At 65.6% G+C, this 13679-nt stretch carries 11 protein-coding genes and 1 tRNA gene; 4 read left to right on the plus strand and 8 right to left on the minus strand.

Annotation, left to right across the window (positions count from 1 at the left end):
- A complete protein-coding gene (locus AC58D2_RS10540; protein ID WP_497390061.1) occupies nucleotides 1-2400 on the plus strand; it encodes a TonB-dependent receptor in 2400 nt (799 codons plus the stop codon).
- Nucleotides 2401-2733: 333 nt separating this feature from the next.
- On the opposite strand, the gene AC58D2_RS10545 is transcribed toward AC58D2_RS10540, so the two are convergent.
- Nucleotides 2734-3873, minus strand: coding sequence for an acyl-CoA dehydrogenase family protein (locus AC58D2_RS10545; protein WP_497390063.1), 1140 nt, complete (start codon nucleotides 3871-3873; stop codon nucleotides 2734-2736).
- Nucleotides 3874-3971: 98 nt separating this feature from the next.
- Nucleotides 3972-5165 (minus strand): acyl-CoA dehydrogenase family protein, encoded by a 1194-nt coding sequence (locus AC58D2_RS10550; protein ID WP_497390065.1) that lies wholly within the window; start codon nucleotides 5163-5165, stop codon nucleotides 3972-3974.
- 175 nt (nucleotides 5166-5340) lie between these two features.
- Here AC58D2_RS10550 and AC58D2_RS10555 point away from each other — a divergent pair, with 175 nt between their 5' ends.
- Complete coding sequence (locus AC58D2_RS10555; RefSeq protein ID WP_497390067.1) at nucleotides 5341-6417, plus strand: MBL fold metallo-hydrolase; 1077 nt, start codon at nucleotides 5341-5343, stop codon at nucleotides 6415-6417.
- Here AC58D2_RS10555 and AC58D2_RS10560 read toward each other — a convergent pair.
- The 5 genes from AC58D2_RS10560 to AC58D2_RS10580 form a co-directional block, all read right to left on the minus strand.
- A complete protein-coding gene (locus tag AC58D2_RS10560) occupies nucleotides 6414-7268 on the minus strand; it encodes a PAS domain-containing protein (protein WP_497390069.1) in 855 nt (284 codons plus the stop codon). The two genes, AC58D2_RS10555 and AC58D2_RS10560, sit on opposite strands and share 4 nt — an antisense overlap.
- A gap of 144 nt (nucleotides 7269-7412) precedes the next feature.
- Nucleotides 7413-9038 (minus strand): pilus assembly protein TadG-related protein, encoded by a 1626-nt coding sequence (locus AC58D2_RS10565; RefSeq protein ID WP_497390071.1) that lies wholly within the window; start codon nucleotides 9036-9038, stop codon nucleotides 7413-7415.
- A gap of 5 nt (nucleotides 9039-9043) precedes the next feature.
- Entirely contained in the window at nucleotides 9044-9412 is a 369-nt protein-coding gene (locus AC58D2_RS10570; RefSeq protein WP_497390073.1) for a TadE/TadG family type IV pilus assembly protein, read from the minus strand.
- 245 nt (nucleotides 9413-9657) lie between these two features.
- Nucleotides 9658-10542, minus strand: coding sequence for a glutathione-dependent disulfide-bond oxidoreductase (gene yghU, locus AC58D2_RS10575; RefSeq protein WP_497390075.1), 885 nt, complete (start codon nucleotides 10540-10542; stop codon nucleotides 9658-9660).
- A gap of 74 nt (nucleotides 10543-10616) precedes the next feature.
- Nucleotides 10617-11795 carry a CaiB/BaiF CoA transferase family protein gene (locus AC58D2_RS10580; protein WP_497390077.1) on the minus strand — a complete coding sequence of 393 codons (1179 nt, stop codon included), beginning with the start codon at nucleotides 11793-11795 and terminating at the stop codon, nucleotides 10617-10619.
- A 146-nt stretch (nucleotides 11796-11941) separates the two neighbouring features.
- On the opposite strand from AC58D2_RS10580, the gene AC58D2_RS10585 reads away from it, so the two are divergent.
- Nucleotides 11942-12031, plus strand: a tRNA-Ser gene (locus tag AC58D2_RS10585).
- A gap of 152 nt (nucleotides 12032-12183) precedes the next feature.
- On the opposite strand, the gene AC58D2_RS10590 is transcribed toward AC58D2_RS10585, so the two are convergent.
- The gene (locus AC58D2_RS10590; protein WP_497390079.1) at nucleotides 12184-12384 is read right to left on the minus strand and encodes a DUF6961 family protein; all 201 of its coding nucleotides are present in this window, start codon (nucleotides 12382-12384) and stop codon (nucleotides 12184-12186) included.
- A 156-nt stretch (nucleotides 12385-12540) separates the two neighbouring features.
- Here AC58D2_RS10590 and AC58D2_RS10595 point away from each other — a divergent pair, with 156 nt between their 5' ends.
- Nucleotides 12541-13662, plus strand: a complete 1122-nt coding sequence (locus AC58D2_RS10595) for a DUF6551 family protein (protein ID WP_497390081.1) — start codon at nucleotides 12541-12543, stop codon at nucleotides 13660-13662.
- Nucleotides 13663-13679 lie beyond the last annotated feature (17 nt).

The raw sequence follows: 13679 nt of genomic DNA on the forward strand, positions 1-13679 counted from the left end.
ATGACTCGCCCGATCGCGCCTTTCCTTGTCGCTGCCGCGGCGATCGCCCTGCCCGCGCAGGCCGCGGCGGAGGAAGATCAGGCGTTCGATGTGCCGAAGGGCACGCTGTCGGCGGCGCTGCCGGTGCTCAGCCGCCAGGCGCGAATCAGCATCAGTGTCGCCGACGCCGAGCTGTGGAATAGCCGCGTTCGCTCCGTGCGCGGCCGCATGGCGCCCGGCGAAGCGATCCGGCGCATGCTCGCCGGCACCCCGGCCCGCGCGGTGCGCGTCAGCGGCACGAGCTGGCGGATCGAACGACGCCCGGCCCATCGCGTCGCGCCGCGTTCGACCTCGCCGCCGCGTGCCTCGCCGGCGCCGCCCGCGGCACCGAAGCACGTCGTCGCCCGGCCCGAGGACGAGATTATCGTCACCGCGTCGAAAGCCGATACCCCCTATTCGCACTATGCAGGCGTCGCCACCTCGCTGGATGGCGGCGATTTGGCGTTTGGCGGCGAACGCGGCACCGAATCGATCCTGTCGCGCATGGCGACCGTGTCCTCGACGCATCTCGGCGCCGGGCGCAACAAGCTGTTCATCCGCGGTATCGCCGATTCGAGTTTCACCGGACCGACGCAGGCGACCGTCGGGCAATATCTGGGCGATATCCGCCTGAGCTATAACGCCCCCGACCCCGACCTCAGGCTGTATGACGTCGACAATGTCGAGGTGCTCGAAGGGCCGCAAGGCACACTCTATGGTGCGGGTTCGCTTGGCGGCATCATTCGCGTCGTGCCGAACGCCCCCGATCCCGATGCGATCGAGCTTCAGGCGATCGCCGGCGCGTCGATCACCCAGCATGGCGACCCCGGCGGCGACATCGGCGCGATCGCCAACCTGCCCGTCGGCGACGACGGACATGCGTTGCGCCTGGTCGGTTATATGCTGACCGAGGGCGGCTATATCGACAATCCGCTGCGCGGACAGAATGACGTCAACCGCGTTAACACCCGTGGCGGACGCGCCACTTTCCGCTTCGATGCGGGCGGCGGCTGGACGATCGAGCTGGGCGGCGTCTATCAGAAGATCACGTCCGAAGACGCGCAATATGCGGACAAGGATGCCCCGCCGCTCACCCGCTATTCGATGGTCGAGCAAAATGCGCGGGCGCGCTACGGCATGGGAACGTTCGTCGTCGCGAAGGAATGGGACGGCCTGCGCCTGCAATCGTCGAACGCCTTTATCGATCATCATCTGTTCGAACGCTTCGACGCCGGCAAGGCCGGGGACACCCCGCAACTGCTCGATCAGTATAATGCAACGCGCATGATCGTCAGCGAGACGCGCCTGTCGCGCCCCTTTCACCGCGGGTTCGGCTGGGTCGTCGGCGCCAGCTTCGTCGACAATCGCACCCGCCAGCGCCGCGAATACGGGCAGGCGATGTTCCAGGCCCCGCTTACCGGCGTGACCAACCGCATCACCGAATTCACCGGCTATGGCGAAGCGACGGTCGAGAACGTGCCCGGCCTCGTCGCCGCGGGCGGGGTGCGCGTCTCGCACGCGCGTCTCGGCGGCAGCGGCGAAGATGTGCCTTTCGCGCTCGCATACGCCAACCGCGCGGTCACCGCGCACCGGACCGAAACCGACCTCCTCCCCTCCTTCTCGCTGCTCGCGACGCCGCTCCGCAACCTGACGGTCTATGCGCGCTATCAGGAGGGATTCCGTCCCGGCGGCCTGGCGATCGACAGCGATTTCGTGCGCCGCTATCGCAACGACCAGGTCCGCACCTGGGAAGGCGGCGTGCGCGTCGGCGAGCGCGGCAAGACGCCGTTCGACGCCTATGTATCGCTCTCTTACAGCCGCTGGCGCGACATCCAGGCCGATTTCATCGACGCGAGCGGTTTCCCCAGCACCGCGAATATCGGCGACGGGCGGATCACCAGCATTTCGGGCGCGCTCGCGGTTCGGCCGACACGGCAAGTGTCGTTCGAACTGGGGGCGGTGTACAACGAGAGCAGGGTCGACGACCTGTCCCCCCAGATCGCGCTGATTGCGATGGCGGCGCCCGCGCGACTCGGCCGCATTCCCAATGTCGCCAGTCATGCGGTGCGCGGCGCGGTCAGCTATTGGACGATCGTCGGCGACGGCGAGGAATTCCGCGTCAACGGCTGGGCCAACTATGTCGGCCCGTCGCGGCTGGGCATCGGCCCGGTGCTCGGCGAAGGTCAGGGCGACTATGTCGATACGGGGCTCGCGATGCGCCTCGGCAACGAACGACGCGGCCTGACGCTGACGCTGACCAACCTGTTCGACTCGCGCGGCAACCGCTTCGCGCTCGGCACCCCCTTCGTCGAAGGCAGCGCCGGCTTCCTGACCCCGCTAAGGCCCCGGACGCTGCGGCTGGCGCTCGACGTCGCTTATTAGCGTCGAGAATAGCCTCTCGCCCGCCGGGTCGTCCGCTTTAAGGTGGGTGGCCGACTGCTTTTAAGCCCCTCCCCTTCAGGGGAGGGGTTGGGGTGGGGGCCAGCGGCCGTGCGCGAGGTGCCAAGCCCCACCCCACTACGACTAGGCAGCAAGCTGCCAAGTCTTCGTTGCCCCTCCCCTGAAGGGGAGGGGCTTGCGTCTTCGGCTTTTGGCCGAAGTCGAGACTCCGTCGGCGATCGCCCAACCCCGACAGGCATCTCGACTTCGCACGATGCGAATGGGGAGGGGCGCGGTGTGCGCTCCTCCCCGGCAATCGGCGGCGCGGGCTGCGGGTCAGTCGGCCAGCGTCAGCCGCTCGAAGCGTTCGATATGATAGTCGGCGCTGCCGAACTGGCCTTCGATCATCGTCGCGCGCTTGAAATAATGACCGATGGCGAGTTCCTGCGTGATGCCGATGCCGCCGTGGGTCTGGATCGCGTTCTGGCCGACGAATTTGGCGCCGCGCGACACCTTGTTCTTCGCCGCCGACACCGCCGCCATGCGGTCGTTCGCCGGCAAGTCGAGCTTGAGCGTGCCCATGATCGTCATCGAGCGCGCCTGCTCGACCTCCATGAACATGTCGACCATGCGGTGCTGGAGCACCTGGAATTTCGAGATCGGGATGCCGAACTGCTTGCGCTGCCGGGTATATTCGAGCGTGCCTTCATGCAGTTTTTGCATCACACCGGTCGCCTCCGCGCAGATCGCGACGGTCGCTTCGTCGACCACCTGTTCGATCAGGCCGATCCCCTCGCCTTCGCCGCCGAGCAGCGCGTCGCCCGGGATCGCGACATTTTCGAAGTAGATTTCGGACGCGCGATTGCCATCGACAGTCGGATAGTCGCGGCGCACGATGCCGGGAAGTTTCGCATCGATCAGGAACAGCGAAACCCCGTCGCGATCGCGCTGGCCGCCACCGGTGCGGGCGGTGACGAGCAGGTGGGTCGCCCACGGCGCGGCATAGACGACGCCCTTGTGGCCGTTCAGTACATAGCCCGCGCCGTCCTTCCTTGCGGTCGTGGTCAGGTTGGCGAGGTCGTAGCGTCCCTGCGGCTCGGCATAGGCGAAGGCGATGATCGCATTGCCCGCGATGATTTCGGGGATCATCGCGTCGGCCTGCGCCCCGCCGACGGCCTTCAAGGCGCCGCCGCCGATCACGACGGTCGGCAGATAGGGTTCGATACCGAGCACCTTGCCCAGCTCTTCCATGATGATGGCATTTTCGAGCGCGCCGCCGCCAAGGCCGCCATGCTCTTCGGCAAACGGGGCGCCGAGCATCCCGAGCTCCTGCGCGAGCGCGGTCCAGATCGCGGGATCGCGGCCCTCGTCGCCATTGATGAACTTCTGGCGCGTTTCGAAGTCATAGGTATCGGCCAGAAAGCGCGACAGCGTGTCGCGGATCATGTCCTGCGTTTCGGTGTAGGTGAAATCCATTATCTTTGTTCCCTAATTTCACCGTCACCCCGGCTAAGGTCGGGGTCTCAAGGTCGAGGTGTTGAGATTCCGGCCTCCGCCGGAATGACGTCAATATTTTAGAGGCCGAGCACCATCTTGGCGATGATGTTGCGCTGGATCTCGTTCGATCCGCCATAAATGGTCGTTTTGCGCATGTTGAAATAGGTCGGCGCCGCGCGGTGCGCGTAGTCGGGACCGATCGGATGTTCGTTGTCGCCCTCTCCGAAGCCGCGGAAATAGGGCGCGCCATAATGGCCGACCGCTTCGAGCGTCAGTTCGGTCAGCCGCTGCTGGATTTCGCTGCCCTTGATCTTGAGCAGGCTCGATTCGGGGCCCGGCCCCTTGCCGGCGTTCGGGCCGGCGAGGCCGCGCAATTCGGTGAATTCGAGCGCGGTCAGGTCGACCTCGAGCTCGGCGACCTTGCGCTTGAAGAAGGGGTTCTGGAGCAGCGGCCCGTCGCCGTCGAGTTCGGTGCGCGCGATTTGCTTCACCTTTTCGATCCCGCGCTTCGATGCCGCGACGCCGGCGATGCCGGTGCGTTCGTGCGCGAGGAGGAATTTGGCGCAGGTCCAGCCCTTATTCTCTTCGTAAACGCGCTGATCGACGGGGACGCGGACGTCCTCCAGCCAGACTTCGTTGACTTCATGCTCGCCGCCGAGCGTGATGATCGGGCGCACGGTGATGCCGGGCGATTTCATGTCGATCAAAAGGAAGCTGATGCCTTCCTGCTGCTTCGCATCCTTGTCGGTGCGGACGAGGAAGAAGCCCCAATCGGCGTGCTGCGCCATCGTCGTCCACGTCTTTTGCCCGTTGACAACATAATGGTCGCCATCGCGCACCGCGGTGGTCCGCAGGCTCGCGAGGTCCGACCCGGCGCCGGGCTCCGAATAGCCCTGGCACCACCAATCCTCGCCCGACAGGATGCGCGGCAGGAAACGCGCCTTTTGCTCGGGAGTGCCAAAGGTGTAGATCACCGGCCCGACCATCGACAGGCCGAAGGGCAGCAGGCGGATGCAGTCGGCCCGCGCGGTTTCCTCCGAAAAGATGAAACGCTGCGTCGGGGTCCAGCCGGTGCCGCCATATTCGACCGGCCACGCGGGGGCGACCCAGCCCTTTTTGTAGAGAATCCGGTGCCAGGCGAGGAAATCCTCCTTGCCGAGTTCGTCGCCCTCGTCCTGCTTGCCGCGTAGCTCGGCGGGATAGTTTTCGGCGATGAAGTCGCGCACTTCCTTCTGGAAGGCGAGATCTTCGGGGCTGAACTCCATGTCCATCTTGATTCTCCCTTGGGCAATGGCGCCCTTATAGAAAGCGCTCACCTTTACGTAAACGGAAAGTTGCGAGCCGCAACCTTCACATGTGTGAACATCGTCAAGTTGCGCCGAACGAGCGGGCTTGTCCAGCGCCCTTCCCCGGCGCATGGTGGAAAAAACGGGTGGGGGATGACCAATGACCAAGGGCAGGCGCCTGGCGCTGTTCGTGCTGTCGATTGCCGCAATCGCGGTGGCGGCGGCGTTTCTGTTACAGCGGCCGATCGGGCTGTGGCTGTTCGACCGTGCCGTCGAACGCAACGTCACGCGCGACCGGCTGGCGAGCTTGCCCGACGGGTTGCACGTCGCGCTCTGCGGCACCGGGTCGCCGCTGCCCAACCGCGAGCGCGCCGGAGCCTGCACCGTGGTCATTGCGGGCAAGGCCATGTTCGTCGTCGACGCCGGCGAGGGCGGCGCGCGCAACATTTCGCTGATGGGCCTTCCCAACGCGAAGATAGGCGGGCTGTTCCTGACCCATTATCATTCGGATCATATCGACGGGATGGGGCCGATGATGCTGCTGCGCTGGACCGCGAGCGGCAACAAGACCCCACTCCCCGTCCGCGGACCGCCGGGGGTCGAAGCGGTGATCGCGGGGTTCGATGCGGCCTATGCGCTCGACAACGGTTATCGCACCGCGCATCACGGCGCCGCGATCGCGCCGCCCGCCGCCGCCGGGGCGATTGCCCTGCCCTTTGCCATGCCCGCCGCGCCGACGGAGGTCTATGATGCGAACGGCCTGACGGTGACCGCCTTTCCGGTCGACCATCGCCCGGTCCAGCCCGCGGTCGGCTATCGCTTCGACTATAAGGGGCGCAGCGTCGTGATCAGCGGCGACACCGCGGCATCGACATCGCTCGAGCGCGCCGCGAAGGGGGCCGACCTGCTGGTGCACGAAGCATTGCAGCCGCAGATGGTGCAAATGCTCTCCGACCGGCTGAAGGCCGCCGGGCGGGTGCAGACGGGGCAGATCATGCACGATATCCTGGACTATCATGCCAGCCCGGCGCAGGCCGCCGACAGCGCCCGGCGCGCCGGGGTGAAGATGCTGGTGCTCAGCCACATCGTTCCGCCCCTGCCGTCGCGCTATTTCGATGCCGCCTTTCTCGACGGGGCGCGGAGCCACTTCGACGGGCCGCTGATCGTGGGGCAGGACGGCGATTATTTCTCACTTCGGGCGGGCGGCAGCGACATCGAGCGCGGAAGCTGGTTCTAGCGCCGCGTTACGAGGACGGTCGCGCCTTCGCTGGCATAAGCCGATCGCCGTTCGACCATCGCGAGATGCACCGGGAGCGCCCCGCCCTCGCGCGTGATCAATTCGGATGCGATCCGCATCGGCGCGCCGGTACGGAACAGCGTTTCGATCGCGTCGGCAAAGGGCTGGCGCGCGCCACTCGTGAGCAGCGCCGAAAAACGGACACGCCGCATCGCGGTTTCTTCGGCGCCGATCATGGTTGCGAGCGCCGGGTTGGCGGCCTCGACCCGCTCGCGAACCGACAGGCGCGCGACGCCGATGCCGCCGTCGATCTCTATGGCGTCGGCCAGCGCGCGCCGGCTGTCCTGTTCGTCCTGCGCATCCCAAATATCGCTGGTATCGCGCATCACGATCGCCCCGCCGACGGGAAGCGGGACAAGGTCGATGCGCAGCCAGCAGCGCGGCCGTATCAGACCCGGCACCTCCCCCGAAAAGCGTTCGCGATGGTCGAGCATCCGCTGGAGATGGGCCTGGATCATCGATCTGTCGAGCGCCGGCAGGATGTCGTCCAGCGCACCGCCGACAAGCTCTCCGGCAGCGCGCTCGAGCAGGTCGGCCGCCGCTGGATTGACCGCCCGCACCCGCCGCCGCAGATCGATCAGGATGATCGCATCGCGCAGCGATTCGAGCAGCGCGGCCTGCGAGGCGAGGAGCGGGTCGCCGCCTTCGCCTCCGCCCGCGCCGAGCCGGCGGTAATCGGCGAGCGAAATCAGCACATGCGCATCCTTTCCGTGATGCGTGACGACGACCGGCTTGCGCGCCGCTTGCAGCCGCCAATTGCCGAAGCCGCGGATAAATTCGGCAGCGGACACGCGCTGCGCCCCTCTGGCTGGCTCCACACTCGCCTCCCGAAACGACAAGACCAGCCGATCTTGTAGGCGATCCGTCATCGCACTGGTCGCCAAGTCGGAGCGATCGGCGCGAAACCGGGTCCGGTTCCGCGCCATAGCGGACGATCAAACGAGGCGGGCGTGATCGCAGCGCAGTTCATTGACGCGCGCGTCGGCTTCGCCAAGGTGGAGTCCGAGCGCGCCGGTGACGCCTTCGAGCACCTCGTCCAGCACCGGCGCGGCGAGCCCGACCGCATTGCCGACGGTCGAGGTCAGCGGTCCGAGATTGAGCCCCAAGCCCAGGAGATTGACCTTGAGGTCGAGATCGTCGGCCAGCGAGCGGGCCGCGCCGGCGGTAAGTCCGCTGCTTTCGACCGTCTTCACCGACCCCGCCGCGATCTCTTCGCGCGAGAAGCCAAGCGGCTTTTCGGTGAGGTCCGCGAGGTCGAGCCTGGCGCGCGCGTCGACACTTGCGAGTGGCAGTTTCACGACGCGGGCGGCGTGGGGGGCGAGCGGTCTGGTCATGTCCTGAAAAGTTCCGGCATCGACCGTTCCGATCGCGACCATCCCCGGCGATGTCGTGACTGCCAGCGACACCGCAGGGTTCGCGTTGCGGCCGCAGTCGATCGAAGAGATCCGCGCCGCCGCCGAGCCGAGTTCGGCCACCAGCGGCAGATTGACGCTCGCAAGCGGGGTCGCGATCGTCGCCCCGATCTTTAGCCGCACCTGCGCGGTACGCACGATCACGTCCCGGTCGTCGGTCACGGCGATCAACGGCGAGTTCGCGGGCGGCTCGCCGATCAAAAGCGCCACGTCGATCCCCGATCCGCCCGGAAGGTCGCTGGCCAGCGACAGGTCGAGCTGGCGGTCGGCGCTGCCGAGCGCGAGCATCGCCTGAAGCAGGCTCATCGCGTTGACGCGCACCGGGTTGGCGGCATCGACGCGGATGTTCGATGCGCGCGGGCCGAGATCGATGGCGCGCGACGGAACCAGCGACCGGGGCAGCGCACCGTCGGCGAGGGTCTGGAGAACGGTCGCTACCTGCCCGTCGCTGGCGCTCGCAAGCGCGGAAATCACCTGCGGCAGCGTCGCTTCGGCGTCGAGCGTCTGTCCGAAGGTCAGCGCGTCGGCGTCGAGTTCGGTGCGCAGCGCGTCCGAAAAGGCGAGCAGGTCGACATCGGCGCTCGCAAGCGCCTGATAATCCATCAGCGACAGGTTGACCTGGCTGCCCGTCAGTGCCGAAAGCACTGCGTTGACCGCACCGCCGTGCAGGGACGCGACGCGCGACCCGAGCGAGAAGGCCGCATAGCCCTGCCGCGCGCTCGTTGACGACGCGCTGATGACGCTGTCCTCGCGCCCGGTCAGAAAGCGGCCGAAGAAGAGCGGGCGCTTGCGCGTCAAAACGATGTGGATGGCGTTAGGCGCGCTGCCACCCGCCGAAAAGCGGCTTTCCGCGGCGACCGTGACGTCGCGCTTGTACGTACCCGCGACGAACGTCCGGATGGCGATGCCGCAGTCGCAATTGGTCGCAATGATCCGTTCGGCGGCGGATCGCGCGTTTTCGGGATGCTGGACGGCCGCGAGGACCGCTGCATCGGCGATCCCTTGCAGCTTGCGGCGATCGAGATACAGCGATCCGACATCGACCGCGAGCGCGGCGGATCCGACCAGCATCGTCAGCCCCAGGGCGACCATGACGCTGATACCGCCACGAGAGTCGCCGGCAAGGGTAGAGAAGAGGAGGCGCCGCATCGCCCTCAATCCGCCGGCAGTTCGAAGGTCGCGCGGGCGCGGATGACCGTGTCCGGCGACGGGATGAACGAAGAGCGCAGAAAATCTTCGTCGGGAACATTGAAGGTGACGGCGACCGTGACGGTATCGGCTGTTTCCGAGACCGCGACCGCGCGCGCGTCGGTGGAGGCTCCTGAAACGCCAGCGAGGCTGCGGTCGACCGCGCGAACCGCAATCGCTTCGCGGTCGCCCGCATCGAGCCCCGTGATCGCCGCGCGGGCGCCGTCGTTCGCCGCCTGCTGCACGCTGTGCGCGAGCATGAAATAGCGGCCATAGACCAATATGCCCGTCGCGAGCGCCAGAAACAGCGGCAGCACGAGGGCCATTTCGACCATCGCCGCCGCCCGCTCGCCGCGCAAGAGTCGCGAAGCGGCCGAAGGCAGCGAGCGAGCGGGGCACCGACGGAGACGGATCGGACAGGACATGCCATCAGCATCGCCCCAAGCCATCAATATCGCGTCGCCCGCACTATCCGGCGATTTACGCAATTTGCGTCAAATATCGCCGCGATTTCGCGCCGATCGCCCCGTCTCTTGGCGCATCGTTAACGCCCGGCGCGGTGCGGGATACGCAAAATGCGCTATTCGGCGGCGGGTTCGGGGGCGATCCGGTCCTGCGTCCGCAGTTCGAAATCCGACGCATCGTGGCGTTCGTGAAGCTGGCTGGCCGGGTCGCCCATCACGCGATTGACCATGCGGCCGCGCTTTACCGCCGGGCGGGCGGCGACCTGATCGGTCCAGCGCTGGACATTCTTATAGTCCTGAACCTGGAGGAATTCGCCGGCGTCATAGACAAGGCCCTTGGCGAGCGCACCATACCAGGGCCAGATCGCCATATCCGCGATCGTATAATCGTCGCCCGCTATGAAGTCCGTCTCTGCGAGGCGACGGTCGAGAACGTCGAGCTGGCGTTTCACTTCCATCGCATAGCGGTTGATCGGATATTCCTGCTTGAACGGAGCATAAGCGTAAAAATGCCCGAAGCCGCCGCCCAGGAAGGGCGCGCTGCCCATCTGCCACATCAGCCACGACAGCGTTTCGGCGCGCTTCGCCGGATCGGTCGGCAGAAAAGCGCCGAATTTCTCCGCCAGATAGACCAGGATCGCACCCGATTCGAAGACGCGGATCGGTTCGGCCCCGCTGCGATCGACCAGCGCGGGGATCTTGCTGTTCGGATTGGCTGCAACGAAGCCGCTCGAAAACTGGTCGCCCTCGTTGATCCGGATCAGCCACGCGTCATATTCAGCATCGGCGTGACCCGCCTCGAGCAGTTCCTCGAGCATGACGGTAACCTTCACACCATTGGGCGTTCCGAGCGAATAGAGTTGCAGGGGGTGCTTGCCGACTGGAAGATCCTTGTCGTGCGTCGGTCCGGCGACCGGCCGGTTGATATTGGCGAAACGCCCGCCGCTGTCCTTGTCCCACGTCCAGATTTTCGGGGGGACATAGTCGGTCTCATCGCTCATCGCTGGCTCCTGCGCTAAATTCTATACTGAGCGGTATCTAATGCACGGCAGCCGCCGCGTCCACCCTCGAGCCTTCAAATTATCCTTTGTGAGCGGAAAGCGGCGATAGCCGCGTCGTCATAGCCGAGTTCGCGCAGGATCGCGTCGCTGTGCTCGCCAGCGCGCGGCGCGGGCTGCGCGGCCGCCTTGGGGCTGGCGGAGAGCGAGATCGGGACGCGGATCACCGGCGCCGCACACGGCGTACCGGGATATTCGACCTCTTCGACGAGTCCCATCGCCGCGACTTGCGGGTGCGACAGCGCCTCGGCGGGGCGCACGACCGGCGCCGCGGGGACGCGCGCCGCGGCCAGCTCGTCGACTGCTTCGTCGTTGGTCCGCGTAATGCACCATTGCTGCATGATCTCGCTCAGTTCGGCGCCATTGTCGCCGCGCGCGATGTCGCTGGCAAAGCGCGGATCGTTGACCAGTTCGGGATGTCCGACCAACGCGGCCCAGCGTCGGAAGATCGGGGCGCCGACGATCTGCGTCACGATCCAGCCATCGCGGGTGCGAAACAGGTCGGTGGGCGCCGAGCTGAAGCTGCGGTTGCCGATCGGGTGGCGCTCGACGCCGTTGAGGGCATGATCGATGGTCAGCGCATTCGACATGGCGAGCGCGGTCCCGAACAGTGACCCCGAAACGCATTGCCCCTTCCCCGTCGATTCGCGTTCGCGCAGCGCCAGCATCACCCCGAACGCGCAATGAAGCGCGGTCCCGAAGTCGACGTAATTGACCTGGGCGCGATAGGGCTGCCCGGGCGTCCCGGTCAGGTGGACCGTGCCCGACATCGCCTGCCCAACCGCGTCGAAGCCGACCCGCGCGGCGAGCGGCCCGTCGCGCCCGAAGGCCGAAGCCGTCGCCAGGATGATGCGCGGGTTGATCGCGGCGAGGCTGTCATAGTCGAGCCCCAGCTTGACCAATGCCTCGTGGGGGAGGTTCGCGACGACGACATCGGCGGTCTCGACCAGGCGCCGCACGATCTTTCGTCCCTCGGGCGATCCGGGCTTCAGCGTCAGGCAGCGCTTGTTCCGGTTCATCTGCAGGAACATCGCCCCCGATCCGTCATCGGCCACCGGAACCGTGTAGCGGTCGTCGTTGCCCCCGGGTGCCTCGACCCGGATCACGTCGGCGCCATAATCGGCCAGCAACGCGGCGCAATATGGCCCGGCGATATAGCGCCCGAAATCGATTACCCTCACACCCGACAAAGGCATGGCCTGCTCCCGAATTCTATCACTTATGATAGTGGGCTAGCAGGCCCCCACCCCGCTCGCCAGCCCGTTCGCGGGACGGCGCGAAAATTGTGACGAGAGGGTTGCAAGATCGCGCGCGCGTCGCTAGTTGGCCCCTGCCTCAGCGAGGAGAGTTGGCTGAGTGGTCGAAAGCGTCGCACTCGAAATGCGAAGTGCCCGCAAGGGTACCGAGGGTTCGAATCCCTCACTCTCCTCCATTTTCCTTCCCTAGTGGATTGAAATCGCTAGCCTTTCGACCGGCTGGCTTAATTCGTTCCCTCATTCGTGCCCACATAAGAATTTCTTAAAGTCCGGATCGGGGATTTTGACGCGCCGATCCGGCGTATCGTCCCGACCGCTTCCCTTACCTTCACATCGGCATTGGTCGCTCGCCGGTCCAGAGCAATGAAAGCTTTTCGGCGATGGCCTTCCATCGGGCGACACCGGCGGCGTCGCCTTCAGATGCAAGAGCGCCGATACGCTCCGCAATGTAGATAGCGGCGTTGTCACCCTGCTTGCGTTCAATGAGCAAGGCGCATGCCCAAAGTTCGCGCTCGGGTGTGATTGACACTCGTTCCTGCCTCCCGCGTATCCGAAATTGTGGACCTCTCCGGCACCCATAGGCGGAGCGGCCCAAAATCAAGATCGCCCGATTCGGTGCTCCTGTTTCCCTGGCGCACCTTGCGCGCCCGCCCGCATCCCGTGGGCGAGGATCAAGGAGACGGTCATGAATATGCACACTCGCATCGATTTACCGCAAGGTGTCCGCTATTGGACCCACGACGGCTCAGCCCTTCCCGATTGGGTGTTGAGCGATGTCCGCGGCGAGATGTCGCCCAACGGCACCTTCCTTATCAAGACGCCGGTCGGAACGGCGCGCGTTCATCTGGGTAATGTCGTGATCCAGCACCAAGGCGACCTCTGGTGCAGAAATGCCGAGGAGGTACCCGATTTGGTTGCCGGGCTACGAGCTGAAGAACTGGACAACGTGACAGCGATCGGGCCAGGAAAATCCGCGCAGTTCGGGACAAAGAGCAAATCCGCAGCGAAGAAGGGCTTCCGGGCCATCGTGGGCGCGCCACCAATCATTGAATGGGTGGCACCTGGACACCTCAGCGTTGATCCCAGCTATCAACGGTCCATCGATAATGCAGCGTCGCGGCGGCTGATCGCCAGCATCGCGGCCTCATTCGACTGGCGGCTCTTTTCCTCGCTGATAGTCTCAGCTCGACCGGACGGCAGCCGGGTCATCATCGACGGCCAGCATCGGTGGGCGGCAGCTGTGCGGCGTGGTGATCTGACCCACCTGCCCTGCTGCTCGTTCTCCTATCCATCGCCCGAGGATGAAGCGCGCATGTTCATCACCGCCAATCGCGCGCGGAAAGCCATGAATCGGCTGGATGACTTCTATGCAGCCCTTGCCGCAGCCGACGAGGATGCGCTGGAGATTCACCGGCTGGTCACCGACGCTGGACTCGTCATCTCACGCAGCATGTCGGTCGTTGCCCGCAAACCCGGCGAGATCACATTCACCTCATCGATCGCAACTGCGCTACGCCGTCACGGGGATCAGGTAGTGTCCGCTGCCTTGACGTCGATGGCCGAAGCATTCGCCGGGAGTGTGATCGCTCAAGGATCGTCGGTCTTTAATGCGCTGGTGCTGCTGTTCGTGGCGCCTCCGGAAGACTTCGATCCTGACGCGCTTGTTCCAGCACTACGCCAAATTGATATGGCGGGATTCCGCAATGTCATCCGCGACGTTCAGGGTAGCGAGGAACGAGCCGGCGCGCTGCGAACTGCAATCGTGTCTGCGCTACGCAGCAGTGAGCAGGTAGCGAAGGCGGCTTAGCCGATGGCAGGCGGCGC

The sequence above is a fragment of the Sphingopyxis sp. CR5 genome (assembly GCF_059693785.1).